The organism is Paenibacillus sp. HWE-109 (genome assembly GCF_022163125.1).
In the GTDB taxonomy this organism is placed as follows: Bacteria; Bacillota; Bacilli; order Paenibacillales; family NBRC-103111; genus Paenibacillus_E.
Map to the genome: position 1 here is coordinate 5,699,109 of NZ_CP091881.1, position 26,606 is coordinate 5,725,714.

Genomic DNA, 26,606 nt, shown 5'->3' on the forward strand with positions numbered 1-26,606 from the left:
CCTCCTTTTCTAGAACGTTACATAGCGTTACACAGCTACAGGAGCCTTAATCGTAGGATGCGGATTGTAACCGACCATTTCAATATCACTAACGTCAAAATCAAATACCGATGCGACATCCTTATTAAGCTTAAGTGTCGGCAACTCCCGCGGTTCACGGCTTAGCAAAGTTTGAATTTGATCCAAATGGTTCGTGTAGATATGGGCATCGCCAATCGTGTGCACGAACTCGCCAACCTCAAGGCCGCATTCTTGCGCGATCAGGTGCGTCAACAGGGCATATCCAGCTATGTTAAATGGGATACCGAGGAACGTGTCTGCACTGCGTTGGTACAATTGGCAGCTAAGTTTGCCGTCCGCTACATAGAACTGAAACAACGTGTGACAAGGTGGAAGCGCCATGGTCGGCACATCCTCCGGATTCCAGGCCGAGACGATGAGGCGGCGCGAATCAGGGTTCGTTTTGATCATGTGAATCACGTCTTTCAACTGATCGATCGTGCCCCCCTGTGTGGTTGTCCAGTCCCGCCACTGCTTGCCATACACATCACCCAGCTCTCCGTACTGCTGAGCAAACTGATCGTCCCCCAGCACCCTCTGCACAAACTCAGCCATTTGATCTTCGTACTGGAGATTAAAAGCTTCATCCTGCTGAGAGCGCAGCCCGAAATTGCTCATATCCGGCCCCTTATAATCAGCACTTTCCACCCACTTTTTGAAAGCCCACTCATTCCAAATATGGTTGTTGTGCTGCAATAAATACCGAATGTTCGTATCCCCTTTAATAAACCAGAGGATCTCACTGGCGATTAAGCGAAAAGGCACTCTTTTGGTCGTAACCAGCGGAAACCCCTCGGATAAGTCGAAGCGCATCTGGCGGCCAAATACCGAAATGGTGCCCGTCCCTGTGCGGTCTTCTTTCTGGGTCCCATTGGCAAGAATATCTTGCAATAACTCCTGATAAGCTTTCAAAGGTACTTACCTCCATCTCGAAACTCATAAGTATTTGTCTATTTTACCTGTATTCTGTCGTATCTACAATCGTTACAGGATGCATTTTCGCGCCGTATATGGTACATTTTTTATGAAAAAGGAAGTCATCTCTATGAGCAGAACCTACTCGCTCGTAGAAGAGGTTCGCAAACTCCCTCTCTAAAAAACTATGAAATGAGGATTTACCGATGTCAGCAGGAAGAAGCAATGAAGATTTGAAAGAGATTACCCTATTAGGCAATCAGGGCACGCAATATGTGTTCAGTTACAATCCAGCTGTGCTGGAAGCTTTTGATAACAAGCACCCTAACCGCGATTACTTCGTCAAATTTAATTTCCCGGAATTCACCAGCCTTTGCCCTGTGACAGGTCAGCCGGATTTTGCCACCCTCTACATTTCCTATATTCCCAATATTAAAATGGTAGAGAGTAAATCGCTCAAGCTGTATCTATTCAGCTTCCGCAATCATGGTGATTTCCATGAAGACTGTGTCAATATCATTATGAATGATTTGATTGATCTCATGGCGCCTCGGTACATCGAAGTTTGGGGTAAATTTACGCCGCGCGGCGGCATTTCCATCGATCCCTATTGCAACTGGGGACAGCCTGGAACCAAATTCGAAGGCATGGCTGAGCATCGCTTGATGAACCATGATCTTTATCCAGAGAAGATTGATAATCGTTAATAAGAGCTATTTGAGCTGATAAAACAGGCCATTCGAATCGGACCATTCGGCATACAGCACCTCTTCATGACGGTTGATGCTGCTTAGCTGCAGAAGCTGGTTCAGCCACTCTGAATCACGGCCCAGTCGCTTGAGAGCATCTTCATTGATATGGCCATTCTCAATTATACTTTCCGGCAGACAAACCTTTGTCTGCTGGTTTTTGGCGTCCCCGCTCATGCTGTCGGGGTCTTTTTGGCGGAGCACGCTGATGCTCCCGTTCGTTTCGAACAGCGCGTAGGCGACTTCCCGCAGCGAAAACACATTATTTTCCCGCAGCAGCATGCCTAATTGGGCAAAATCAAGGTTATTGCGTTTCATAGCCTTGAAATCAATCACACCATCCTTGATGACCAGATCCGGCGTCCCTGCTGCATAGCGGGAAAGCCAAGGCATCCAAGCAATGAATTTCTCTAAGCCCAAAGCAAGCAGCGTCCAGACTACCAGAGCGAATAGCAGGTGGCTAAGATGCACTTCCGGATCATAAATGGTATTTCCCACCAATTCACTAAGCATTAAGGAGGAAACGAAATCGAAGGCGGTGAGCTGTGAAATCTCTTTTTTCCCTAGAAGCCGGGTCATAATTAACAATCCGATCAAAGCGACTACAAGCTTTACCGCTATCGTGATATACAGACTCATATCCATCTTCCTCACTCCTATATTCACTGCTGCCCTTTAACAAATACACGTTTTCTTCTTCGTTCCTAGTCGGCCCGTGGATTCAACTTTATTTATATACTCGCTGGCTAGTGGCACTTTACAGGCGGTTTGTCCAACATCTACGCTTACCTTACCGATCTGAGCAGCTGCCTCCCTGGCCTGTTCAATGAGCGGTTGACAGTACGTTCCCACCGTGATGACAAAGCTGTTCATCGTGTACCTTACCCGATTTCTTTCGGAATGAATCGTTCTTCCCACCTGTGCTAAGAGCGCCGTGATTTCAGGGAGATCAAGCTTCTCATCCGGCGTAATGCTAACATAGTTCGCGTACGTGCTCCAACCGCAGGTTGCAAGCAATTCATCCGATGATTGCAGCCACTCGCGAGCCAATTGGGGCGCACTGCTGCTTTCTGCGGCAACACCGGCAACCGTATATTCCGTAAGCATATACCAGTTTGCTTGCTTGGCCCAATGCTTAAGCTCTTCCTTGGTCATCGATTTGGGGTCGATCGAAAGCCCCGCCAAGTACATCGCGTCTGAGTTTCCTGAATCGTAGAGGGCAAGCGCCAGCTCACGATCTTTCTTCACATATTTGACCAGCTTCTTCAGATCCCCGACTTTTACGCCATATAGAGGTTCCTGCGCGCCGTGCCTAAGAAACGTCTTCTTCGTCTGTTCGCTGCCTAGCTCGGCCAAATGTTCCATCACTTCTTCGTAGGTCATCCACTCACCAATCCTATCTTTCTCAGCATTCATTATATTATTATTTGCTCTGCGTTAAACTTTCGATTGAACTAGGTCTATTCAAGGAGAGTGTTCGCACCATCCCGACAACAACCAGGCAGCTCATGCAGCAAATGCCAAAGAGTACCCGCATCAGCAAGCTGATTTCCCCGCTGTCTCCCCCGTCCAATCCCATACGGCCAACCATAAGGGTAGCCAAGCCGATTCCGGCGATTTGTCCCATATAGCGCACCATGGCCAGCAAGCTTCCTGCCAAGCTCAGTTTCGTCTCTGGCGCAGCGCTCATGATTTCTGCATTCATCGTAGCGTGGAACAAGCCCATCCCGATACCGAATAAAGCAAGCTGCAATCCAATAGCCAATTGGCTTACACTAGGGAAACACGCGACAACCAGCATAGAGACAGCCCCTAGCGCAGCTCCTGATTTTATCAGAAATTGTGCCCCATACAAATCTCGGATTCTACCTGCATACGGGGCAACAATCCCCATCATCAGCGGTTGCAGAATCATCAGAATGCCCGTCTTCCACGCCGAGAAACCGAGTACGCTCTGCAAGTAAAAAGCGATTGGAATCAACGTGGCTGTCTGTGCCAAATTCATCAGAAACGAACTCATATTTCCTATAAAAACAGTGCGATTACGGAATAATTCATGATCCAATATGCCATCTGGCAGTCGCCGTTCATACCAAATGAGAACAATTAACGCAAGAACTCCTCCTGCAGCTTCAGCCAGAATAGACAGCGTGAAACCATGCTCCTTACTCCCTTCAGCGGCAAGCATCAAGAGACACAAGGAGCCAGCGAGCAAGAACGAACCCAGCAAATCGAATGAAGTTGCCACTCCCTTGTTCTTAGCTCGGGGGAACCAACGAAGTCCAAGGACAAAGGCAACCAATCCTATGGGCACATTAATCCAAAACAGCCATGGCCAACTGACCCATTCCAGCAGGATGCCGCCCAGTGCAGGCCCCCCCATAGTTCCGGCTGCGATGACAATGGCATTCATGCCAAGTGCCCGTCCACGCTCGTGATCGGGAAATACTTGACGGACCAAGGCTTGGCTATTCGCCATAATCATCGTCGCCCCGACTCCTTGCAGACAGCGCGAGATCAATAAACCTGAGAAACTGTCAGATAAGGCGATGCACATCGAGCCAACGCTGAAAATGAGAAATCCGAAGCTATAGATGTGCCTGCGATCCCATTTATCCGATATCTTGCCCAAAAAAGGAAGCAATGCAACCATCGTGAGCAGATAAGCCGTCGCCACCCATTGAATTTGCGCCAGTGTAATGTCATATTGCTGCGCCATATTAGGCAGGATGACGTTGACAATCCCAACATCCAGTGTAGAAATAAGCGTACCCATATTAATAATTTGCAGAATGCCCCATCTTCTGGGATACATGGTGGATGACATCGATTTACCCTCTTTCAAGCTTTTCCTCGTTTCTTTTCATCTTACCACAGCTAGTTTCGGAACGAAGCTATCTTAGAAAAAAAGAAAGGTGTCTCCAACGTAGATCTCTCTACGCCGGGACACCGATCCTTAGTACAATGGCTGCGTTTGGTACAATGTCGGTTTCGGACATTGCGGAAACGGCAAAATGTCTTGAATTTGCTCGAAACGGTAGTGCTTGGTAGCAAATTGCGTATGATATAAATATTCAATCACATAGATGGATCCGCCTTGAATACTGCACAGAATCCCCGAAGTACCCGTCCCGTCCTTTAGGGATACACCTACCGGACTGCCGATCCAACCATACGCTTTGTGCTGCAATGACATAGGCCATCACCTCCTGAACCAGCTTATGCGGCGATCCGCCCAAAGGTTCAGCCAAAAGGCCGGGACGGGACGGTATCAATCACCGGTCCGCTCCAGCCTGAATGCTTGTATGGTTACGCATAGTGAAACAACAGCGGGAGTCCCCCTGTATGCAAGAACACCACAGCATCGTAATCGTCGAGTTCGCCCGTGCGGCCCAGATGCAGCAAGGCAGCCATCGCTTTGCCCGTATAAACGGGGTCCAGAAAGATGCCTTCGTTCTGCGCAGTTAAACGGATGGCTTCCGCGCCTGCCTCCGTTTTGCTGGCGTAGCCTTCGCCGATGAAACGATCCTCGATCCATACCTGATCATCGCTCACTTCAAGCAAGGAGCCTGAAGCTTGCAGCGCTTCATTCACGAGCCGGACCGTCCGCTTGATCTTGAGCTCGGTCTTGCCGCTAATACTGACGCCGAGAACGTCAATGACGAACGGGAAGGCCGACAGCTTGGCACCTGCCAGCAAGCCGGCGAAGGTGCCGCAAGTTCCTGCGGCCACCGCCACCAGTACCCGGCTTGCAGATCCAAGCCGCAGTTCCAGCTGTCCTCCCAGCTCGCGCAGCGCTTCGATGTAGCCCAGCGTGCCGAGCAGGTCTGTTCCCCCTTCGGGGATGATAAAAGCTTTGCCTCCTGCTTCGGCAATTCGACGGGCAATCTCCCGCATCTGTTCCGTCACATAAGCTTGTGCCGACTGGCCTTCCGGTGGTTCAACAAAGGTGATCTCCGCCTCCAGAATGTGGTCGAGCAATAAATTACCGCTGCGGGGCGATGCATCCGAGGAGCCCGTCAAAACAAGATGCGCCTGCAAGCCCAACTTGCGGGCAGCCGCTGCGGTCAGATGCGCGTGATTCGACTGAACAGCCCCCGTCGTAATCAGATGCGTAGCCCCTTCCGCCAGCGCCTGGCCAAGATGGAATTCAAGCTTTCGCGCTTTGTTTCCTCCGGCGCCAAGTCCGGAAAGGTCCTCGCGCTTCACTAGCAGCCTGCCTCCGAGCAGCGCAGATAATTGTTTGGCTTCCTGCAAAGGGGTCGGCCATTCGCCCAAAGCCACGCGCGGTTTGTTCTTCGCTTCCGTTGTCATATCATTTGCCTCCTACTGGCACTTGAAGAAGTTGTTCCTGTGTGTTGTCTGCTTCCGCCGATTCCGTATCGCGAAACACCCCTATACTGAGGTACCTTTCCCCGGTATCCGGTCCTAGCGCGATAACGCGTTTGCCCTTGCCCAGCCTGCGGGCAACCTGCAGGGCAGCCCAGACGGCCGCACCGGTCGAAGGCCCGGCAAGAATGCCTTCCCGGCGCGCCAACGCTTTGGCAGTCTCATACGCGTCCTCATCCCGAATATGAATGATTTCATCAACAATATCCTTATTCAACACTTCGGGGAGCATTGGCGGACTAATCCCGTAAATGCGATGCTCGCCAGGCTCTTCACCTTCAATAACTTTGGAATGAATCGATTCCACCAGATGGACGGTCACCTCCGGCAGCACTTCCTTAATCCGCTCTCCAACACCTGTAATCGTTCCTCCTGTACCGGAGGTTCCGACATAAGCATCCAATCGCTGGTCTGTCTGATACAAAATCTCCTCGGCCGTCGTCTGCCGATGAATCTCAGGATTGGCCGGATTCTCCGACTGCTTGGCCAGATAGCTTCCCGGCAGGTTTCGATGAAGCTGCTCGACTCTTTCCTTGACATCGGCCATATCCTCGTCGACCCCGAATGTAATGATCTTGGCGCCGTAAGCGCGCAGCAGATCAAATCGCTCTTGATTATATTTCTCACGGATGAAAATAATCGTCGGATAGCCCAGCACAGCGCCAATGGCCGCCAGTCCAATGCCTGTATTGCCGCTGGTCAGCTCGATAATCGTTCCCCCCGGCTGGAGCAATCCGTCCTGCTCCGCCTGGCGAATGATGCCATAGGCCGTACGATCCTTGACACTCCCAGCGGGATTGAACGATTCCAGCTTGACGTACACCTCGGCATCCGCTTCCCCGACCAGCTTGTTAATCCGCACGAGCGGCGTAAGACCAATGAGATCGAGTATATTGTCACACAATTTATTTCTGTTTCCCACACGGAATCCCTCCTTCGAACTACCCGCTAAACTGTTTGATGAATGAATTAACCGGCCGCTTAAGGCCCAAATTCTCACGCAGCGTTCGTCCGGTGTACTCCTTGTGAAATAAGCCTCTGCGCTGTAGTTCCGGAACTACCCATTTCGCAAAATCCGCCAATCCCCCTGGTGAAAGTTGAGGTCTGATGGCGAAGCCGTCAGCAGCTTTCAGAAACCACGCCTCCAATTCATCAGCGATTTGCACCGGCGTCCCAACAAACGTCAAGTGACCGTTGCCGCTGGCAACTCGATGCACCAACTGCCTGATCGTTAGCTGCTCGTTGCGGGCAATAGTCTGAATCAGCTTGGAATACGTTTTCTGATTGGGGATACCCGATAAATCCGGCACAGGCTCATCCAGCGGAAATGCCGACAAATCATAGTCAATAGCCAAGGAGATCCGCTTCACCCCCACACGCACATCGAGCAGCTTATGAATCTTCGCAGCCTTCTCTTTGGCTTCCTCTTCCGTTTCGCCAATAACCGGGCAAATACCGGGAATGATTTTCAATTCGTCCGGGTTTCGGCCAAACTTCTCGACGCGGGACTTGATATCCCGGTAGAAAGCTTGCGCTGTTTCCCAGGCTGGCTGCATCGTATAGACCACCTCCGCGGTTCTAGCGGCAAAGTTCTTGCCCGTCTCCGAGGCTCCGGCTTGCACGAGCACCGGATAACCTTGCGGTGATCGGGGCAGATTCAGCGGTCCCTTGGCATCATAATAGGGTCCATGATGATCAAAGGTATGGATTTTGTCTTGATCCGCGTAAATCCCCTTCTCACGATCCAGCACTAGCGCATCATCTTCCCAGCTATCCCAGAACTTTTTGGCCAGTTGGACGAACTCTTCGGCACGATTGTAATACACTTCATGTGTAATCGACTCTTCCTGTTGGAAATTTAACTGCGTGCTCAGACTGTTGGCGGATGTGACGACATTCCAGCCAGCGCGACCGCCGCTGAGATGATCGAGTGAGGCAAACAAACGGGCTGTATTGAAAGGTTCCGTGTATGTGGAAGATACCGTCGCGATCAATCCGATCCGGCTTGTGACCGCCGCCAGAGCCGCCAGCAAAGTCACAGGCTCGAAGCCTGTGCTCAAACCGTTGGTGGCCACCAGCGGGCCAAGCGACAAGTTGTCAGCGAGGAAAACGGCGTGGAATTTCGCTGCCTCGGCAATTTGCACAAGCTCAATATAGTGCGAGAGATCCGACACCCGCTCCGGCTGCGCCTCCGGATGTTTCCAGCCCATTTCATGAACGCCTGTATTGTTTAAAAAGAAGTTAAGAATCATCTGCTTATGCTGGTGGCTCATTGCGGCTCGCCCGCCTTTCCATTCATTTTCACAGTCTTATTTGTCAATCTTATAGTTCAAAGAGTCGATTTGGTTGACGATACCTTGGTACGTATTCGGGACGATGCCTTTGATCCGCGAATTCGTTGCTGACAACACTTTGTAATAAGCCAAAATAAACGTTGGCGGATCATTGGTCAACTCCTGATACAGATCCTTCAGCAGCGGAAGCCGCTTGTTTTGATCGAGAATGCTCGTGCTTTGAACAATCAATTGATCGACCTTTTCATTCGTGTATTTCCTGGCCTCCGGAACTTCGGGACTCTTGCTGTAATAAGTTCTTAATTGATCGTAGGGATCGTTCGTCGAATAAAAGAAGTAGGCAAGCTCGAAGTCCCCTTTATTCCGCTTTGCTACGACGGCATTATAATCGAGCGTTTCGAATTGCACGTCAACGCCAATATCCGTGTAATTTTCTTTGAGAATCGGGATCAGCACCTTATCGAAATTACTATCTCGGCTCAAGTAACGGACCGTTAATTTCTTGCCGTCTTTCTCGCGAATACCGCCTGCACCGACTTTCCAGCCGGCTTGATCCAGCAGTTCTTTCGCTTTCTTCGCGTCGAACGTTGCACCCTTCACATCTTTCGGATATGCCCAAGAAGTCGGGGCGACCGGATGGTTGCCCACTTCCCCATAGCCTTGATACAGAATGTCTACGAATTTCTGGCGATCCAGACCGTATTGCAAAGCAATGCGAACGTTTTTATCCTGCAGAACTGGGCTCTTGGTATTGAAATCAAGGTAGGCGAACTGGTTCGTTGTATACGTATTGACATCCACAAAACTAAGCAGTTTGAGTTGCTCTGCAATATCTGTATTCGACGTCGTAAAAGCAATATAATCAATTTCTCCTGCGGCCAAATTTTGCAAGGCCGTTGCTTCATTGACAATTTTATAGATCCAATTCTGAATTTGCGGTTTGCCTTTATAGTACAGCTGATTGGCAACCAGACGGATCTCCTGACCTTTGACCTCTTTGTCAAATGTGTACAGTCCTGCGCCGAGCGGTTTGGCATTCAATTCTTTGAACGCCAACAAGTCGCCCTTCTTGTACTTGGGTCCGTAATAAACTTTGGGAATGACGTAGCCGCCGATCAGCCTCAAAGCCAGCGCGCTGGATTGTGTGGTCTGAACCTGCAGCGTGAGCGGATCTATAACCTTAATTCCTTCGATGGACGTCGCCGCCCCTTTCTTGTACTCGGTTCCGCCTTTAATGTAGGCTTGCGTAATGTCCGTTGGTCCGTCATAGGTTGGATCGTGCAGCACCATCAGGGAGAAGGCGGCGTCTTCTGCGGTAAGCGGCGAACCATCGCTGAATGTCAAATCAGGCCGCAGGTGAAACGTGTACTGCAAACCGTCGTTTGCTATTTCCCATTTATCTGCCAGTGCGGGTACCGGAAGGCCAGCTTTATCTATCGCAACGAGCGAGGAAAATACCAGTTCATTAACGTTCTGATTCCAGTATGCACCGAGGAGCGGATTATACTTGCCATCCGGGGCGGAGGTAAGCCCTACGATGAACGTATCTGTGCGGCTCAGCGCCGCCTTCGGATTCTTGGACTTATCGGAGGCAGGAATAGTGCCGTCCTTGATATTAGAACTGATAGCTGCCGGCGCTCCGCTCGTGCCGGCATTGCTTGTGCCCGAAGGTTCAGCATTGCTGGCGCAGGCTGTCACAACCGTGGCAAGCAGCAAAACGGATAAAGATCTGAATATAGATTTCGCCATGAATAAACCTCCATTGTATAGGTATAATGATGAATCGTCAGACCAAGTGGCAAGCAACCAGATGTCCGGCTCCAAGATCGCGAAGGGCTGGCCGCTCCGCCTGGCAAACTTCTTGCGCAAGCGGGCAACGCGTATGGAACTTACAGCCGCTTGGCGGATGGAGTGGGCTTGGGATATCACCCTTCAGAATGATTTTCTCGCGCTTGAATGTCGGGTCCGCTATCGGTACTGCCGACAACAAAGCGCGTGTATACGGATGCTGCGGGTGATCAAACAATTCATCTCTCGAAGCGACTTCTACGAATGAGCCTAAATACAGAACACCAACCGTTGAACAGAGATGCTCCACAACGCTTAAATCATGAGAGATGAATAAATAAGTCAACTGTCTCGATTCTTGCAAATCCTGCAGCAGATTAATTATTTGCGCCTGAATCGACACGTCCAGCGCCGATACCGGCTCGTCAGCCACAATAAAGTCGGGATCGAGCGCAATCGCCCGGGCGATGCCGATACGCTGGCGCTGGCCACCGGAGAATTCATGCGGGAAGCGATCGATATGATGGGCGGCAAGCCCGCATAGCTGGAGCACTTCAAGCACCCGCTCCCGGACCTCCCCCTTGCCGGCGAAGCCGTGTTCGATCAGGGCTTCCCCAATCGCTTCCCCGATGCGAATTCGGGGATTGAGCGAGGAATACGGATCCTGGAACACCATTTGCATCTGCGGCCGCACCTTCCGCAGTTCTTCTCGCGTCAGGGCATACAAATCAATGCCTTTGTAAAGAATCTCGCCTTCGGTCTTCTCGCCCAGTCTGAGCAGCATGCGGCCGATCGTGCTTTTGCCACTGCCGGATTCTCCGACCAGTCCGAATGTCTCGCCTCTGCGGATGGTGAAATCGACGCCGTCAACAGCCTTCACATCGCCGGTCTTTTTGCCGAACAGATTGCTCCTGACGGGAAAATATTTCTTAAGCTGGCTAACCTGAACGAGCGGTTCTGACATCAGCTTTTTCCTCCTCGTACAGCCAGCATGCAGCCAAATGACCGGGCCTGATCTCTTCAAGCTCCGGCTGGCCTTCCCGGCAAATGTCCTTACTGTACGCGCAGCGGTCCATGAAGTGGCAGGCTTTGCCCAGATGAAGTGGATTCGGCACTTGCCCCGGAATGGCATACAGCCTTTTTTTCCGCTGACCGAGATCAGGCTTGGCTTTTAATAAACTTATCGTATAGGGATGCTGGGGATTCTGGAATAAAGAAAGCACCGAAGCTTGCTCGATCACTTTGCCCCCATACATGACGACAACATAATCAGCGACTTCCGCAACAACGCCCAAATCATGCGTAATGAGCAGAATGGACATATCAAGCTGTCTCTTCATCTCCATCAGAAGATCAAGAATTTGCGCCTGAATCGTCACATCCAGCGCCGTTGTCGGTTCATCCGCAATCAGCAGCCGGGGGTTGCAGCTAACCGCAATCGCGATAACTACGCGCTGCAGCATGCCTCCGCTCAGTTCATGCGGATAAGCTTTGAGAATCTCCTTCGCTCTTGGGATGCCTACGCTCGCAATTAGTTCCTCCGCTTTCTGCCATGCTGCTTTCTTCGAAAGATGCAGATGCTCAATCAGAGCTTCGGAGACTTGATCTCCAATCGACAGCACCGGATTCAGCGCCGACATGGGCTCTTGAAAAATCATCGCAATCTCTTTGCCGCGAATCCGCTCCAGCTCTTTGCGCCCCGTTTTGACCAAATTACGGCCGTCAAACAAGATCTCGCCGCTGACAATTTGGCCTGCCGGCTCATCTATCAACCCCATGATCGATAACGCCGTAACGCTCTTGCCGCACCCGGACTCGCCCACAATAGCGACCGTCTGCCCTTCATGAATAACTAAGCTGACACCGTTCACTGATTTGACTACGCCTTCCTCCGTATTGAAATATGTATGCAGATCTTTCAGTTCCGCCACAACATTGGCCAACTGGCTCACCTTCCCTTCAACTTGGGGTCCAATATATCTCGCAAGCCTTCGCCCAAGAAATTTATCGACAGTACGGTTATGAAAATAGCCGCGCCCGGCGGAATCCACAGCCAAGGTCGCAAACGGAAATCAATCAGCGAATTGGCTGATGTCAGCATATTTCCCCAGGATGGCGTAGGTGGGATGACACCTAGTCCAAGAAAGCTGAGCACCGTTTCGCTCAGAATCGCTTTGGCGACCGTCAATGTCGCAATAACAACGATGGTCGGAGTCACATTCAGCACCAAATGATACAGTTTCCTGCGGTTTCGCAAGCCAAGTGTCTCTGTTGCAAGCATGAAAGCCCGCTCCTTGAAGGAGAGGATCTGCCCCCTGATCAGCAGCGCCAGCGTCGGCCAAGCCATCAAGCTGATCAGCAGGATGATGAAATAGATACGCAAACCAGCCGGGACCTTCAAATCTGAGAAAATCGCTCCAAAAATAATCAGGATGGGGATTCCAGGAAGCGCAAGGAACACGTCCGCCAACCGGGTAATCAGCTGATCGACCCAACCGCCGTAGAAACCAGCCAGAAGGCCAATGACGGTCCCGACCAGAATCGTTGACAGCATGGAAAGAACACCGACCATGATCGAGATGCGTCCGCCCTGGAGCAGCCTCACGAATACATCGCGGCCGACGTTGTCCGTACCCAGCCAATGGGCTAGTGAAGGCGGCTTATTGATCAGCGAGGCTGTTACCCGATTGGCTGTGCTGCTAGCGAACAACGGTCCCGCTAAACAAAGCAATATGGTAACTAGTAGAATGAAAAGTCCCCAGACAGCAAGTTTATTTTTTCTTAAACGCTGTATCGACTGCCGCCACGGCGAGGAACGGACAATCGCTTTCTTCGGCAGCAGTGGCGAAATTGTGAGGTGATTCCTGTCGATTGACATTGGAGCGCTCCTTTACTTTAATCGAATTCGGGGATCAGCAACCGCATACAGCCATTCAGCCATTAGATTGCCAGCGACGGTCACCACCGTCACAAACAAGGTAAAACCCATCAAAAGCGGGTAGTCCCGGACAGAGATCGCCTGCATATGGACGAATCCGATACCTGGCCATGTAAAAATTTGCTCCGTAATAATCGCTCCCGAGAATAAAAAGGGAATTTCCAGTCCCAGCAAGGTGATTGCCGGCAAAATGGCGTTGCGCAAAGCATGCTTGTAGACAACTGTCTTCTCTTTAAGCCCCTTGGCACGAGCCGTGCGGATGAAATCCTGCTTAATCACGTTGATCACATCTGCTCGCACAATTCGCGTTACCGAGCCAATGCTGGCAATGGTTAATACAGCAACGGGGAGAAACGCATGTTTCGATACATCCCACAAATGCGCCCAGCCGATGGCATTGGAGTTCGTTGTCTGCATGCCGCTGACAGGAAGCCAGCCCAGATCTACCGCAAAATATTTGATCAGCAGCAAACCGAGAAAAAACGTTGGAAACGACATCGTGGCAAACACGAGCAATGTCAGCACGCCGTCATACCAGGAATAGCGGCGAACCGCAGACAGGACACCCAGCCCGATGGACAGTACCCATGTCAGCAGGAGCGAAGCCCCGGAAATGACGAGGGAATTCAGCATATAAGTCTTCAAAAGCGATACAACAGGCATTTGATATTTAAGCGAATAACCCAAATTCCCTTGCAGCGCATTCACCATCCAATGCCAGTATCTTTCGATAATAGGCTGATCCAACCCATAAATCGCCTTTAGCTCCGCTGCGCGATCAACCGGCAAAGAAACATCGCTGTCCACGAAATCACCCGGTGTCAAAGCAAAAATAAAAAAAATAAGCACCGTAGCCCCCAGCAAAGTGGGAATGGCAAACAACATACGTTTAGTCATATAGGCGCGCATTTCAATTCACCTCCCCTTTTGCTCCTTTATAATAAAAAAAGACATAGATCTCCTTAGCGGATTTCTATATCTCTGAGTATTCAGTCGACATTATTTGACAGTATTTAAATTAAATTCTGACAATACATATCGGATTTATTGGTTAATTTTGTTTTTACTAATTTATCATGTCCAGAACATGACGTCTAATTAATCTTTTCTATTCTAGCATTCAATAATTCTATTCACCTTCAAGTTCTGAACGACCGAGTGCGGCAGCCAGCCCAAAGGTTCAGTTCAGTTTGCTTTTCTCAATACGGACACGTCCGGAGAAAAAGGTTGCGCCGCCGCCCATATCCGCCACACGGTCCGGCGTAAGCGCGTTAACCAGCGCTTTGTTCCCTGGCCCATCCGCCCAGAGTCCTTGGCTGACAACGACGCCCGGCAGGACATCCGTACCCGCGGCTACCAGCAATTCGCACTCGCCACGGTGATTCCAGACACGCGCATAATCACCGCTCACTAGTCCCAGGGAGGCCGCATCGGCTTCATTCATATGCAGCTTTGGCGCTTTTTCCATGCGTGTATGCTTCTCATTGTGAGCAAATGTGGAGTTTAGGAAGTTATGATTCGGCGCTGGAATGAACAGAAACGGCAGATCCTCGCCTTCATCCACAAGTGGCGTATACGTCGGCAGCGGCGGGAAGCCCTTGACTCCCATTTCCTGCGAATACAGCTCGATTTTCCCGCTTGGTGTCTTGAGTTCACCGGGAAACAGCGGCCTGACCTCCGCTTTCAGGAACCTTTGGTCCAGCAAGGACTCGTAGGTGATGTTCGCCAGAGCAGGATTGCCCGGATGATCCAACGCTTGACGCACTAGCTCTTCATCTGTATCCTGCAGCGCTTCTTCTTCGTAGCCCATCCCTGCGGCCAACAAGCGGAACACATCAACATTCGCTTTGCTTTCGCCATATGGCGTGATTACAGGGAGCTGCAAGTGCACATATCGATGCCAGTATGAACGATAAAAATCCGTATTCTCGAAGGATGACGTCGCCGGAAGAACAATATCTGCATACTTCGCCGTTTCCGTTAGAAAGAGATCATGGACAACCGTGAACAAATCTTCCCGTTCCAGACCCTCCCTTACTTTGTTGGCATGGGGTGCCACCAACGCCGGATTGGAATTGTACACATAGAGCGAATAGATCGGCTGATCCAATTCCAATAGGGCGCTTCCGAGCAGGTTCATATTAATTTGCCGCGCAGGTTCTTTGCGCAGATCAGGTCTCTGCAAGGCAGGAATATTGTGTTCCAGATATCCCCCGTTTCCTTTGATTGCACCGCCGCCTTGATGCAGCCACTGGCCTGTTAACGCTGGCAAACAAGCGATTGTGCGCACACACATCCCGCCATTGTCATGATGCTGAATCCCATTGCCGATTCGAATAAAAGAAGGCGATGTGTCCCCGTACATGCGGGCCAACCGATAAATATCTGAGACAGGTACACCTGTCTCAGCTGAAACCATAGAAGGATTATAGGACTTCACATGCTCCCTGAGCTCTTCATGCCCAATCGTATATTGCTGCAGGAACGCTTCATCGACTTTATTTTCAGCGAATAAAATATGCATAATCCCTAGCGCGAGCAAGGCATCTGTCCCAGGCAAGACGGGAATAAACCAGTCCGCCCAGCGGCCTGTTTGGTTCTTGTGAGCGTCGATCACGATGATTGTGGCGCCATTTTTGCGTGCTTGCTCAGCCAGCATGACCTGATGCATGTTCGTGCTGACCGCATTGATCCCCCACATGATGATCAGTTTAGCGTGAACCGTCTCCTCCGGATCTGTTCCGAAGCTGCCGCCCATCGTATACTTGTAGCCTTCCGATCCGGCAGATTCACAAATGGCATACAGCAGCCGGCTGGCTCCCATTCGGTTGAAGAAACGGCGATCCATCCCTTCGGTCCCGATACGGCCCATATTGCCATAAAAGCTGTAGGGCAGTATGGACTCAGGGCCTTTGTCCGCAATTAAGCCTTTCCAGCGGCTCGTAATCGTCTCCAGCGCCTCTTCCCACGTAATTCGCTCAAATTGACTGCCTTCCCCTTTGGGACCTATCCGTTTCATCGGATATTGCAGTCTCTTTTCATCATAAATTCTTGCTGCCATATGGCGAACTTTATTGCAAATAGCCCCTTTGGTAACCGGGTGATCGGGGTCACCCTCTATTTTAACGATCTTCCCTGCTTCTTTGTGAAGCAGCAAACCGCATTGATCCGGACAATCCAGCGAGCATACTGCCGGAAAAACACCATTAGGTTCATCGCGCATTGTCGTTATTGTCACTTCAGTCACTCCTTTTCACACGCTTAACTCTGCTGCCATGTTCCGATTATAACCCGAATTAAGCTTGATGTAATAATAAACCGTAGATTTGCTCCTCCAGACACGTTAACTGGAAAACCTACCGTTAATTGGGCTATTTCTGCAGAAATAGTGAGATTAGATGGAAAATATCCCTTTATTTCTGATACTTTTTCCGTAAATAGCGACTTCCCCTCGAAATAGATGGAGGTTTTCCCGCTAGAAGGCGGTTTAGAGCTATTCCGAGCAAAATTAGCAGGAGCAATTCCTGTTAGGCTTCTCGCCATTACAAGCAAATTAAAAAGACTGCTCGCTAGGTTTACAACCCTTTGAGTCAGCCTCCATTTGTTTGGCTATTCCAGTACGCTCCCCCCGACAACAAAGCGGTATTGCAGATGATTGTCAAAAATCTGATCGATCCGTACCCCGCCTGTTTTCTGCGAAGCCGTATGAATGATTTTACCGTCCCCCAAATAAATACCTGTATGGGTAATGACTTTCTGTGAGGCATCTAAGCCTTCATAATCAGCGGCAGTATTACCTCTGTAGCTTATAAAAAACAATAAATCCCCCCGCTGTGCAAGATGAACATCCGTATACTTCCGCCCGGAAAAGGTTTCTACATAAGCTGCTTGGCCTCTTGAATCTGTCGGTAAATCCATGCCAAGGGCATATAGATACGCCCAGTGCGTGAAGTCCGAACAATCGAACGTGCTTGGATCAGCCCGATTCGAACCATACTCATACGCTGTTCCCAAATAAGTCATCGCCGTATCAATCACGTTCTCCACTATACCTCCGGATTTGGGGACAACGGAAGTATCCGGAAACACCTGCTGCATTGTTGCGCTATTGGAAGTGATTGATGAAGGCTGGCCTCCGACCTCCCGGCTTTTCGTCTGAGTGGCCTTAGCGGGCAAGCCGATCCCCAAATCGCCTGTGTAGAGTTCAGCATCCTTACTTGTTAGATTCCAATTGGACATTCTATTGTCGGTTTGACGTTCTGTTGTAAGTTTGGCCGGCTCTTGCACGCTTTGCTGATGAACTCTTGACGGATTTGAACATCCGGCAACAATCGCGAGTAGGCAGGATAACCCTACACATATCATTATTTTTGGCATCTAAACTCTCCTTCACATGTGATACGCTTAGGATGCCAATTTCTCGGATAACTAACACAAAAAACGGCTTCGCCGCCTGAGAGACGAGCCTCTTCTTAGCGGCAAAACCGATTAAGGGAACTAGAATACGCTATTCAGGCAAATAGCAGGGATGCAAGGGTCATAGCGGAACTACAGGGTCTTATTTCCTCGAAAAGCGCTGAATTTTCCCAACAAAAAGCAAAATAACGTACTGTAGTTCCCTTTAGCCCCGATAATGCCAGTTTTGGCTAGAATAGCGCCCTGTAGTTCCCTCCGCACGAGGCAGCCCGGGTAATTCCGCGATCACTCCAAAGGGCAGACTCTTTATCGCTTCTTCCCCAGATTAAGTTCCTTCATAATCTGTTGGCCGGTTGGCGTCTGCGCAAGACCGCCCTTCGCGGTCTCCCGGTGCTTCTCCGGCATCGCCGTGCCTACTTCGTACATCACTTGGACGACTTCGTCCGACGGGATGACCGACCTAACGCCGGCCAAAGCCATATCAGCCGCAGCCATCGCATTCACCGCCCCGAATCCGTTGCGCACGATGCAAGGAATCTCAACCAACCCGCCGACCGGGTCGCAGATGAGGCCCAGTGTGTTCTTGAGCGCCAGTCCAACCGCATGCATCGCTTGTTCCGGCGTGCCGCCGCGCAGCTCCACGAGCGCTCCCGCTGCCATGCCAATGGCAGAACCGACCTCTGCTTGGCAGCCGCCTTCGGCCCCTGATACAAAGGAATTATTGGCAATGACGTAGCCGATAGCGCCCGCGCTTAACAAGCCGTTCACCATATGATCGTCATCCCAACCGAATCGCTGCTGACTGCTGATGAATACGCCCGGAATAATCCCGCATGAACCGGCCGTTGGCGTAGCAATAATGCGCCCCATCGAAGCGTTCACTTCGGATACGGCCAGCGCATATGCCATGGCTTTGCAAGCTTCTTCTCCCAGCGATGCTTCTGTGGTGGTTAAATAACTGGCCACACGCTGCGCATCCTTCCCCGTTAGTCCGCTTCGGGATGTCGTATCTTCCGTGAGCCCTTTGGCCACAGCGTCTTTCATAATCTGATAGTAAGCCCGCATTTTCTCAAATACATAGTCCGCCGATTTACCTGATTCCTGACTTTGATCGGCCAGCATGATTTCGGCAATCGTTTTTCCTTCTGCGTTACATAGCTCAGCTAGCTGCTTCAAGGTACGGAACCTCATTTAATCGCCTCTTTCTGCAAGATCCACTTTGCGAATAGTAGTAATCATGCTTAATTGCAGCAGTTCTTGAACTATCGTATCCGGCAGGGCTGCATCCGTTTCTATGACAGTCATGGCCTCACGATCGCGGCCTTTGCGGTCTAAATCCATGAACCCGATATTAATCTGATTACGGCCCAGCAAGGTGGTGATGTCAGCAATCATCCCAGGCCGATCATGATGGGAAATGACGAGTGTCGGGTAGACCGCAGTAAATTTCACATCAAAATCATTGACGTTCACAATCTCCACATTGCCGCCTCCGATCGACGCGCCCGTCATCACCACTTCTGCTCCTGCTGAGGATATCCGGAATCGAACGGTATTAGGGTGGTCTGCTTTATCCTTGCTCGTACGGAAGGCAATCTCGACACCCAGCGACTCCGCCTCTTCCGCAGCCGTTGGAATGCGCGGATCATCGGTTTCGAAATCCAACAGTCCGCCAATGAGCGCCAAGTCGGTACCATGCCCTTTATATGTATCAGCGAAAGAACCATATAACGTAATTTCAGCTTTGGACGGCAGCTCGCCTAACAGCTGACGAGCAACGCGTCCCAAGCGAACTGCACCTGCCGTATGAGAACTGGAAGGACCTATCATGGAGGGTCCGATTATTGAAAATACATCTTTAAAACGCATCAAGCAGCGCTCCATTCCTATGATGTTTGACGCTTCTCCAGCATATCCTTATTTTCCCTCGTTGTGCTATGACTTTATTCTCCAAAGGCAAGCCTCTTCATATTACCATATTCCCTGCCAGTTAGCCTTTATATTCCTGTGAGAAGCACAAGAGGCTGCCCCCAAGGATTGCAACCTTTAGGACAGCCTCATCTAACTGAGTGCGCTATGTTTATTTCTTCTTTCTAGCTCTCTCATCCAAAGCATTCAACTGATCCACATGATAGTGCATATCATGCAAAATATCATTCACTTCGGAATTAATCGTTGTTTCCACTTCTTGAATTTTACTCAAATCAATCTGCGCGTCATGCTGGCTCTCCTTGATCTGGTTCAGCGCATCGCCTAACAGCAGAGAGTCATCTGCGATGCTCTTAATGCCCTCAGAAATGGCCAGAATCTGCGACGAATTATCGGAAATCCGTTCTCTTACCGTATTCATAGTATCCTCAAATGTGGCAAACGATGAAAAGCTTTGATTGATTTTCTCATCAATTGCTTGCAGCTGCGCCGTAATATTACCCGCTGATTCTTCCGTGCCATGCGCCAGTTTGCTCACTTCTTGCGCAACTACGGCGAAGCCTTTGCCATGCTCACCTGCGCGGGCTGCTTCAATCGACGCATTCAAGGCAAGAATTTTCGTTTGCCGGGAAATTTGGGAAATCACCGTGCTCATCTCGTTGACGACATTCGTCATGCTGATGAGTTCATCCATCAATCCGCGAGTCGTTTGAATATTAAGGCTCAACTGCTCATTCATTTGCTGAATATCGGTGAATTCATGAGACGTCGTGTTCAACTGCTGGCTGAATTCCGTTAACTCGCCAGATTTCTTTTGATAGTTATCGACTGCGCCTTCCAAGTGTTCGAAATTCCGCTGAGAAGCTCCCTTTAATCCCTCAATATTATGAAGATTGCCCTCGATGCTTTTCGTTACATAACCTGCAGACGTATTCACGTGCTCAAGCGTGGACTTCATATTCGCGAGGAAAACAGGAAGCTCCTCTTGAATCGATGCATCTTCCTGAGAGACGATCGCAAGGGTGTCGATCACTTCCAATATTTCCTTTGCCGATGGACGGTCAGCTTGATTCTCACCAATATAGGAATAGCGGATCATTTGGTTTTCATCAATAATATACGTACTTGGAATGGCAATACGGAAGGAATCCCATTTGATCGGCGTAAACACTTCATAGGATTTAATGACTTCTCTGGTTTCATCAGAAAGGATCGGAAATTTGATGCGATTGGCATCCACGTAAGGTTTAATATTGATCAGCTTTTGGCCTGCAATCGCAATGAGATTAACGCCTTTATCCAAAAAGCGTTGATAATAGTCATTTAACTCCGGCATCTGTTTCTGGCAGTTGTGACACCAGGTTCCGCGCAAGAAAATAATCACCAGCGGTTTGCCCTTGAAATCTTCCAGGCCTTTCATGCCTTGTGTAGAATCTAGTCGAAACGGTGCTGCTTTCTTGCCGATCGATAAACCTTTCTTAGCCATATTGCCACCCCAATTTTGCTTGATATTCGGTCATTTCATTCTTCAGTGTAGCTGAAAATGGGACTTATATCCACTTAATTTTGTATAAATTAATTGCAAATCCGACAAAAAATGACCCAAACTTAGGCCAATAGCCTTAGCGGGTCATTTCTCATGCTTGTGGATGAATAAACCTCATCTTCGGCAAAGGCCAGCCGGTATCGGTTAGCATCACTCGGATTCGGGCCCAGCAGCTTTTCAAACAACTTTATGCGGAATGGAGATGCAGAGTGCGGCTTATGCTCGGAGGCTCGGCCAGCCAGATAAGGGACTTGGAGGTTATTTCATTGGACAAATCCAATAGAATCACCATATATATGGCTGAAATCACTGTTTCATTGGAAATATCCAATGGAAAGTCCAGGAATAGACCTGTAACTACCTATTTCATTGGATTTTTCCAATGTACGATGTTCATTTGTTCTATATCCATGTGTTTCATTGGATAAATCCAATGAAACAACTTCTCCCTCGCTCCCCTTGCCTGCACGCTGCTCCCTAGTAGCAATTAAACCAATTAAAGATCCGCTTCGCGATAAGCACATGCCCCAGCCCACTAGGGTGATTGGTCGACGACAAAACATCCGTCAGGCTGCCTTCTTGCGTTTCAAACTCATGGAAAGCCTCGAAGGAATCGGCTAGGCCGACACCATATTCCACCGCCAAAGCACGGATCATGCCTGCATGCTGCTCCAGTTGGCGCCATTCCTCCTGCTTGTCCGACAACTGACTGGTGTACTCCCAGCTTGGCGTTAGGAGGAGATAACCCTGGCAGTGATGTCCAACGCCTGCTCAGCGGACACACTGTGATCATGACAGACGATGTTGATGATTTGGTTTTCGGACCAATGGCGCTTGGACGCCTCCACGATATCAGCCAGATATACGCTTGCATCAGCTATCGTTATGATGGATCCCTTTTTTCCGATAGGATCAGCTGCACATCGCCGGAGATACCCCATTTGACGAAATGGGCATGCTTGCCTCTTGTTCGTTCGGACGTGCTCGGGCGATCGGCGAAGTTCTTGATGCCTTTATATTGATCAGGGCTCGTCAAATAGCGATCTCCGTCAAGATGATAATGCGGACCGTATAGGTTGAAGGTGCTCGGGTAAATCCAGACTTCAAGCTGGTGCGGTCCAGGCAGCAGCTTCGCGGGCAGATGCACGGACCAATCTGGCCCCCAACACCATCCGAGATCACTGCCATCCATCCAAACATGAGCTGCAGCAGCCTGCATCCCCCTAAACGCAAGGCTTGCATAGGAGCCGCTTTTCGATTCTAATTCTACTCCTACTCCTACTCCTGCTTCCGGTTCCACCTCCGCCCCAGCTTTCGATTCCAGCTCCAGTTCAAGCGTCTTCTTCGCTTTAAAAGGCTCCGCCGCGAACGGAAATCCGGCTGCAATCAGATTCCTGCCATCCATCATGGTTGGCATCGCAGCAAGCCGGAACGGTCTCTCCAGCATCCACTGATGCTCGTCCTTCTCCAAGAGCGGAGCTTCGCTGACGACCGAGAATTGCCCCCGGATGAAGGCAACCGGACAAGCTTCGCCCCCAGGCAGCGGAGTCACCTCGATGAGCAATCGGCCTGCGGCAGCAATTGGCCTCATCGTCGGCCCTATCAACCCCTCATAGCCATCGCCACTCGGGACAACAGAAAGCAGCGCGCCATTAACCCGAATCTCCTTGACCGGATCATGAATAAACAAGCTGAGCCCTTCTATTATCGCATCGTCGAGGAGAATTTCAGCGGTTAGCTTCTCCCCCTTCTCGTCCTGCCAGTCCTGCCAATCCTGTCTTTCCCGCCCATCCCGTAACTCCACATAAATCTGATTCCTCAGTGGCGGCGTTATCGTCCACGGAGTTTGCTTGACGGCTGGCGCAGCCTCCGTCCTCACCGCGGCCCGCCGCTTCCTCACAGGCAGCTTGCTCTGCCAGTCGTCCGGTCCGCAGACCGTGACGCCTGCTGCGCGCAGCTTCTCTTCCATCGCTGCGTCATGCCATCTGCAGCCATCGGCCACAAGCACGCAATCATAGTCGCGCTGCCCGATACGCAGGAAGCCTTCGCCAAGGATGACGCCTTCTTCCTCGATAACCCGCTCCTCCGAGAACTCGTAATGCAGTCCACCTGCATAACAAGCCTCGACGAGCGCAAGCAAGTTCTCATTGATCCGGCCTGCTGCCGTGAGCGGTATGTTCGAGCCATCGTGCTCATTCATTAGCATCGCATCTTGGGGATCGAAGGCCGCCATGATGCCGCGCGTCGGCGAAACGATCAAAACATCCGGCTTCCTTGTCAGATCCGGAAGCAAAGCCGCCTTCGCTTGCAAGGAAGCAAGCAGCGCCGGGAATGCCGCCTTCCATGTCAAATGACTGGGCATGGATGGCGGCCAGTCTTGAATCGCTTGGGTATTCAGCTTCAACTGGTTCAAGTGAAGAACAAAACACGAAATCCCATGGCTCGCCAGCCACATGACATAGTTTGTGAAAGATTCAGGCGATACGCCCCAACCGCTTCCGCCCATCGCTTCCACGAGCGAACCGCTGCGTCCTTGCTGCATCGCAATGGAGTGTGCAATACGCGGGTAGTAGTTATTTCCAGGGTAGCGCTCCAAGGCGTCGATAGCTGGTGTTTCGACTTCTTTCAACACCTGAAAGGAAGAGCCGCTGTAGGAGAGCTGAAAGAACGGGCTTTCTTCCGCCTTCAAATGCGCGGTGAACTTTTTGCCATAGGACTCGCACCATGCAGCTACGGGTCGATAGAAGCCGTCCACGATAGCATCGGTTAACAGCTCCCAATAACGTACGCGGAACTGCTCGAAGCCTTCCCCCTGCGTAAATAAAAGCGGCAATTGTGGCAGCAGCGCCTCGCCGTACTTCGCTTCATATTGCTGCTCAAATCGTTCGTCCCAAGGGATACCACCCGTCTTCACGGTAATCCCATGGCCGTCCAGAAAAGCCACCTCATCGGAAAAAAAGCCAGTCACGTAGTCGAACGCTTCCGCTTTTAAGCCAGTACGGTAGCCCTCATACGTAATGCTGATAAACATTTGGGTAGTTGCAGGGTTGAGTGAAGAGACGGCCAGTTTCGAGCCAAAAGTGATTCGGCCCCCATGAGCCTCGTCCGGCTCCCACTGCACCCAATTGCAGGTGGATTGCGGCAATCGGCGCATCACTTCCCCGCTTGCTGTGCCAGAGGGCCACCCATTCTCATCATAGATCCAGAAAATCATTCCGGTGGATTTGGCATAAAGAATCAAGTCAGAAACCACTTCCAGATACGGCTGGCTCATATAAACAGGGGCATTCGGATAAAATCTGGGATGAAAAATGACGCCCTCCAAGCCAGCCAGGCGGAGTTCGTCGAGTTGAGTTTTGAGTGCTTCCAAGTTTAGAGCATCATTGATGGACCAAAGGCTTAGAAAAGATAGCCGATTATGCACACGGATTCACACCTTTGCCCTTAGGGATATATAAATTTAATTATTTCACAAATTTACGCAATTTCGCTTTAGCATCCTTTAATGTTAACTCATAGCACTGCTGGTTCCCGCCTTGAACCCACTCAATCTGGTATGTCTCATCCTCGCAAGCGGTGACTGACACTTGCCCGACACGGGTTGTCTGCTCATCTGCAAACTCCCTATGCGCCTCATAAAAAACAGCCTGAATGAACAATACAGTCCCCTGCACAGCGACCCGTTGGATCAATGAAGTCCGGTCGGAGCTCGGTGGATTGTCCGGTGTCAAAGCCATATATATATCCACTGGCAGCGAGCACCAGCTCGCCTGCTCCAAGACTCCTTCTCGCATTTGGTAAGAGAAGCGATGTGGTCCAGCTGCCAGCTTGCGCTTGTCCTTCAACCACTTTTGCTCCAAGCGGCCTAACGGCTCGTCCGTAATCTCCCAAATCGTATCGGCGTGCTCCCGCAAAAGACCACTAACATGATTCATCCAATGGACATCACGCAGCTGCGGCACGCTGACCTGCACGATATCGAGCAGATGGTTATCGGCCAATACGTTGATCCGCCGAATTTGTGTTCCCCCGTAGGCTTCCACATCCCAAGGACTTAGCTCGGGGGGCAAAATAATCTGATTTTTCATCTGAAAATCATCGCTTAACCAATCAACAGCCGTCTCGATCCATGTCCCCCATGGCTGCTCTTCGAGCTGTACGATGCGCCCGTCCCGCGGCGGCTGATCAGCTCCGTTAATGCTCACCGTATTATGAGAATACGTGTGTTTGAACCAGCCATAATGCGCCGGAATGCCGTAAGCGGTAGTCCCAGGGTCTACCAGCAAGGGCACGCTGCCGCATATGACCGATAACCCTAGGCGATCCATATGATCATGTTCGCCGCCAAACCGGCTGTGCTTCACAATCGCTTGCCAGCCATTAGAATGAACCAGCTTGCTCAAACCGCTGGCTGGGAATGAACTTGTTCGATGAGACGCGTCGCTCAGAACTACGCTTCTACTTTCTGCCGTTGGTTCCAACGGCTGCCCGAACATCAAACCATAAACAGAGTTTCGACGGACGGTTTTCACATTTGCATAATGCTTGTCAGCCCATTCCGTACCGTAAGCCGTATTGAGTAAAGAGCGATAAATCGCATCGCCATATATATCTAAAGCAATTTCGTAATAGGGCGTGTAAGAGCCAATGCTGTCCCCTAAACCGGCATCATTAAGCGTCGGCATCGCCCCATCCGGCAGCACAAAGTGCAGCGGATAATCGAACATTGCTTTTAACCCATCGCGGTTCCAGATGTCCCATTGAGTACCCTCGGCAATCAAAGCATAATGCAGCAGCGATTTGAAGGCGTAGAAGTGATACTGCATATTGCCTTCGTACCACAGACCGTCTTCATAAATGCCGCGTTCCAGTTGATCGTGCAAGCCATATTCGCCCTCGAGCCCAGCCTGAACGATTTCATCATCATTCAGCAGCAGCCCGATGGCGGCTATCGCAGATGTAATCAGCACCGAGTGATTATGGATCTGCTTCTCTTTGTGCGCAATCAGAAACCGCGCGCAGGGCACGAGCAAACCGCTGCGAATATGCGTTTCCTCTTCCAGCGTTAGATGCTCTTGAATGACATCGAATCCCATCGCAAGATCAATCATCCAGTGCGCCTCATCGAGCGTTTGCGCGAACAACTTGCCAGGCCCATTATAAGGAATATCCCCATGGGTCTGGTAGGTTTCATAATGGCTTGCATAAGCCATTAGATAAGACTTCACGATCGCCAATCGCTGCACGTCAGGCTCGATCGCATACAGCAGCGCAATGTGATAAATTGCGCGGCCGATAAGACTATGCGCAATCGATATCCACGCAGCGTTGAAAGGTTCGCCGCTGCGCTCCTTGCCGCAAGACGGGCAGCGATGCAGGAACGGCTGGTCCCAGGCAAAAGTCAGCCTTGAGCCATCCACATCGCAATGATAATAATGCGTCCATTGCCCCTGTTCTTGGGACCGGATCTGATAGGTAATCTTCTCAGCCTCTTCGGCCTCCTGCCTGAGCAGTGCCATTGCCTCCGCAAACTCGGCTTTGCTCGCATTTGTTTGAAGCTGTTTTAGACGTTTCGTGTCCAT

General features: G+C 50.6%; 22 protein-coding genes and 1 riboswitch. Of the genes, 1 reads left to right on the forward strand and 21 read right to left on the reverse strand.

The annotated features are described in order from the left end of the window. Window positions 1-27 precede the first annotated feature (27 nt). Window positions 28-972 carry a thymidylate synthase gene (locus LOZ80_RS24275; protein WP_238167094.1) on the reverse strand — a complete coding sequence of 315 codons (945 nt, stop codon included), beginning with the start codon at window positions 970-972 and terminating at the stop codon, window positions 28-30. Window positions 973-1,126: 154 nt separating this feature from the next. After that, window positions 1,127-1,170: riboswitch (PreQ1 riboswitch) on the forward strand. 11 nt (window positions 1,171-1,181) lie between these two features. Between LOZ80_RS24275 and queF the strand changes: the two genes are divergently transcribed. After that, the gene (queF, locus tag LOZ80_RS24280) at window positions 1,182-1,682 is read left to right on the forward strand and encodes a preQ(1) synthase (protein WP_189016627.1); all 501 of its coding nucleotides are present in this window, start codon (window positions 1,182-1,184) and stop codon (window positions 1,680-1,682) included. Window positions 1,683-1,688: 6 nt separating this feature from the next. On the opposite strand, the gene LOZ80_RS24285 is transcribed toward queF, so the two are convergent. The 20 genes from LOZ80_RS24285 to LOZ80_RS24380 form a co-directional block, all read right to left on the reverse strand. Then, window positions 1,689-2,369: a DUF421 domain-containing protein gene (locus LOZ80_RS24285; RefSeq protein ID WP_238167095.1), complete on the reverse strand. Its 681-nt coding sequence runs from the start codon at window positions 2,367-2,369 to the stop codon at window positions 1,689-1,691. 30 nt (window positions 2,370-2,399) lie between these two features. Then, window positions 2,400-3,107, reverse strand: coding sequence for a DNA alkylation repair protein (locus LOZ80_RS24290; protein WP_238167096.1), 708 nt, complete (start codon window positions 3,105-3,107; stop codon window positions 2,400-2,402). Between the two features lie 40 nt (window positions 3,108-3,147). Beyond that, window positions 3,148-4,551, reverse strand: coding sequence for an MFS transporter (locus LOZ80_RS24295; RefSeq protein ID WP_238167097.1), 1,404 nt, complete (start codon window positions 4,549-4,551; stop codon window positions 3,148-3,150). 129 nt (window positions 4,552-4,680) lie between these two features. Then, complete coding sequence (locus tag LOZ80_RS24300; protein ID WP_189016615.1) at window positions 4,681-4,920, reverse strand: hypothetical protein; 240 nt, start codon at window positions 4,918-4,920, stop codon at window positions 4,681-4,683. Window positions 4,921-5,033: 113 nt separating this feature from the next. Further along, window positions 5,034-6,038: a 1-aminocyclopropane-1-carboxylate deaminase/D-cysteine desulfhydrase gene (locus tag LOZ80_RS24305; RefSeq protein WP_238167098.1), complete on the reverse strand. Its 1,005-nt coding sequence runs from the start codon at window positions 6,036-6,038 to the stop codon at window positions 5,034-5,036. Window position 6,039: 1 nt separating this feature from the next. Further along, entirely contained in the window at window positions 6,040-7,035 is a 996-nt protein-coding gene (gene cysK / locus LOZ80_RS24310) for a cysteine synthase A (protein ID WP_238167099.1), read from the reverse strand. Window positions 7,036-7,054: 19 nt separating this feature from the next. After that, a complete protein-coding gene (locus tag LOZ80_RS24315) occupies window positions 7,055-8,386 on the reverse strand; it encodes an LLM class flavin-dependent oxidoreductase (protein ID WP_238167100.1) in 1,332 nt (443 codons plus the stop codon). 36 nt (window positions 8,387-8,422) lie between these two features. Next, complete coding sequence (locus LOZ80_RS24320; protein WP_238167101.1) at window positions 8,423-10,156, reverse strand: ABC transporter substrate-binding protein; 1,734 nt, start codon at window positions 10,154-10,156, stop codon at window positions 8,423-8,425. A 37-nt stretch (window positions 10,157-10,193) separates the two neighbouring features. Beyond that, the gene (locus LOZ80_RS24325) at window positions 10,194-11,159 is read right to left on the reverse strand and encodes an ABC transporter ATP-binding protein (RefSeq protein WP_238167102.1); all 966 of its coding nucleotides are present in this window, start codon (window positions 11,157-11,159) and stop codon (window positions 10,194-10,196) included. Beyond that, the gene (locus tag LOZ80_RS24330; RefSeq protein ID WP_238167103.1) at window positions 11,134-12,138 is read right to left on the reverse strand and encodes an ABC transporter ATP-binding protein; all 1,005 of its coding nucleotides are present in this window, start codon (window positions 12,136-12,138) and stop codon (window positions 11,134-11,136) included. Before LOZ80_RS24330 ends, LOZ80_RS24325 begins: the two co-directional genes overlap by 26 nt. A 5-nt stretch (window positions 12,139-12,143) precedes the next feature. Beyond that, a complete protein-coding gene (locus tag LOZ80_RS24335; protein ID WP_238167104.1) occupies window positions 12,144-13,073 on the reverse strand; it encodes an ABC transporter permease in 930 nt (309 codons plus the stop codon). Window positions 13,074-13,085: 12 nt separating this feature from the next. Then, window positions 13,086-14,042, reverse strand: coding sequence for an ABC transporter permease (locus LOZ80_RS24340; protein ID WP_238167105.1), 957 nt, complete (start codon window positions 14,040-14,042; stop codon window positions 13,086-13,088). A 271-nt stretch (window positions 14,043-14,313) separates the two neighbouring features. Then, the gene (locus LOZ80_RS24345; protein WP_238173105.1) at window positions 14,314-16,356 is read right to left on the reverse strand and encodes a molybdopterin-containing oxidoreductase family protein; all 2,043 of its coding nucleotides are present in this window, start codon (window positions 16,354-16,356) and stop codon (window positions 14,314-14,316) included. 386 nt (window positions 16,357-16,742) lie between these two features. After that, window positions 16,743-17,510, reverse strand: coding sequence for a C40 family peptidase (locus LOZ80_RS24350; protein WP_238167106.1), 768 nt, complete (start codon window positions 17,508-17,510; stop codon window positions 16,743-16,745). A gap of 345 nt (window positions 17,511-17,855) precedes the next feature. After that, entirely contained in the window at window positions 17,856-18,740 is an 885-nt protein-coding gene (gene sdaAA / locus LOZ80_RS24355; RefSeq protein WP_238167107.1) for an L-serine ammonia-lyase, iron-sulfur-dependent, subunit alpha, read from the reverse strand. Beyond that, window positions 18,741-19,418: an L-serine ammonia-lyase, iron-sulfur-dependent subunit beta gene (sdaAB, locus tag LOZ80_RS24360; RefSeq protein ID WP_238167108.1), complete on the reverse strand. Its 678-nt coding sequence runs from the start codon at window positions 19,416-19,418 to the stop codon at window positions 18,741-18,743. A gap of 211 nt (window positions 19,419-19,629) precedes the next feature. Next, window positions 19,630-20,964, reverse strand: coding sequence for a redoxin domain-containing protein (locus LOZ80_RS24365; RefSeq protein ID WP_238167109.1), 1,335 nt, complete (start codon window positions 20,962-20,964; stop codon window positions 19,630-19,632). Between the two features lie 537 nt (window positions 20,965-21,501). Beyond that, window positions 21,502-21,729 carry an SGNH/GDSL hydrolase family protein gene (locus LOZ80_RS24370; protein WP_238167110.1) on the reverse strand — a complete coding sequence of 76 codons (228 nt, stop codon included), beginning with the start codon at window positions 21,727-21,729 and terminating at the stop codon, window positions 21,502-21,504. 178 nt (window positions 21,730-21,907) lie between these two features. After that, the gene (locus LOZ80_RS24375) at window positions 21,908-24,448 is read right to left on the reverse strand and encodes a hypothetical protein (RefSeq protein ID WP_238167111.1); all 2,541 of its coding nucleotides are present in this window, start codon (window positions 24,446-24,448) and stop codon (window positions 21,908-21,910) included. A gap of 40 nt (window positions 24,449-24,488) precedes the next feature. After that, a complete protein-coding gene (locus LOZ80_RS24380; RefSeq protein WP_238167112.1) occupies window positions 24,489-26,606 on the reverse strand; it encodes a heparinase II/III domain-containing protein in 2,118 nt (705 codons plus the stop codon).

Coding starts and splice junctions, on each gene's coding strand:
- sdaAB (WP_238167108.1), bottom strand. CDS start 19,418: ATGCGTTTTAAAGATGTATTTTCAATAATCGGACCCTCCATGATAGGT.
- LOZ80_RS24305 (WP_238167098.1), bottom strand. CDS start 6,038: ATGACAACGGAAGCGAAGAACAAACCGCGCGTGGCTTTGGGCGAATGG.
- LOZ80_RS24320 (WP_238167101.1), bottom strand. CDS start 10,156: ATGGCGAAATCTATATTCAGATCTTTATCCGTTTTGCTGCTTGCCACG.
- LOZ80_RS24315 (WP_238167100.1), bottom strand. CDS start 8,386: ATGAGCCACCAGCATAAGCAGATGATTCTTAACTTCTTTTTAAACAAT.
- LOZ80_RS24350 (WP_238167106.1), bottom strand. CDS start 17,510: ATGCCAAAAATAATGATATGTGTAGGGTTATCCTGCCTACTCGCGATT.
- LOZ80_RS24325 (WP_238167102.1), bottom strand. CDS start 11,159: ATGTCAGAACCGCTCGTTCAGGTTAGCCAGCTTAAGAAATATTTTCCC.
- sdaAA (WP_238167107.1), bottom strand. CDS start 18,740: ATGAGGTTCCGTACCTTGAAGCAGCTAGCTGAGCTATGTAACGCAGAA.
- LOZ80_RS24290 (WP_238167096.1), bottom strand. CDS start 3,107: ATGACCTACGAAGAAGTGATGGAACATTTGGCCGAGCTAGGCAGCGAA.
- LOZ80_RS24380 (WP_238167112.1), bottom strand. CDS start 26,606: ATGGACACGAAACGTCTAAAACAGCTTCAAACAAATGCGAGCAAAGCC.
- LOZ80_RS24295 (WP_238167097.1), bottom strand. CDS start 4,551: ATGTCATCCACCATGTATCCCAGAAGATGGGGCATTCTGCAAATTATT.
- LOZ80_RS24345 (WP_238173105.1), bottom strand. CDS start 16,356: ATGCGCGATGAACCTAATGGTGTTTTTCCGGCAGTATGCTCGCTGGAT.
- LOZ80_RS24300 (WP_189016615.1), bottom strand. CDS start 4,920: ATGTCATTGCAGCACAAAGCGTATGGTTGGATCGGCAGTCCGGTAGGT.
- LOZ80_RS24340 (WP_238167105.1), bottom strand. CDS start 14,042: ATGCGCGCCTATATGACTAAACGTATGTTGTTTGCCATTCCCACTTTG.
- LOZ80_RS24365 (WP_238167109.1), bottom strand. CDS start 20,964: ATGGCTAAGAAAGGTTTATCGATCGGCAAGAAAGCAGCACCGTTTCGA.
- LOZ80_RS24285 (WP_238167095.1), bottom strand. CDS start 2,369: ATGGATATGAGTCTGTATATCACGATAGCGGTAAAGCTTGTAGTCGCT.
- LOZ80_RS24335 (WP_238167104.1), bottom strand. CDS start 13,073: ATGTCAATCGACAGGAATCACCTCACAATTTCGCCACTGCTGCCGAAG.
- queF (WP_189016627.1), top strand. CDS start 1,182: ATGTCAGCAGGAAGAAGCAATGAAGATTTGAAAGAGATTACCCTATTA.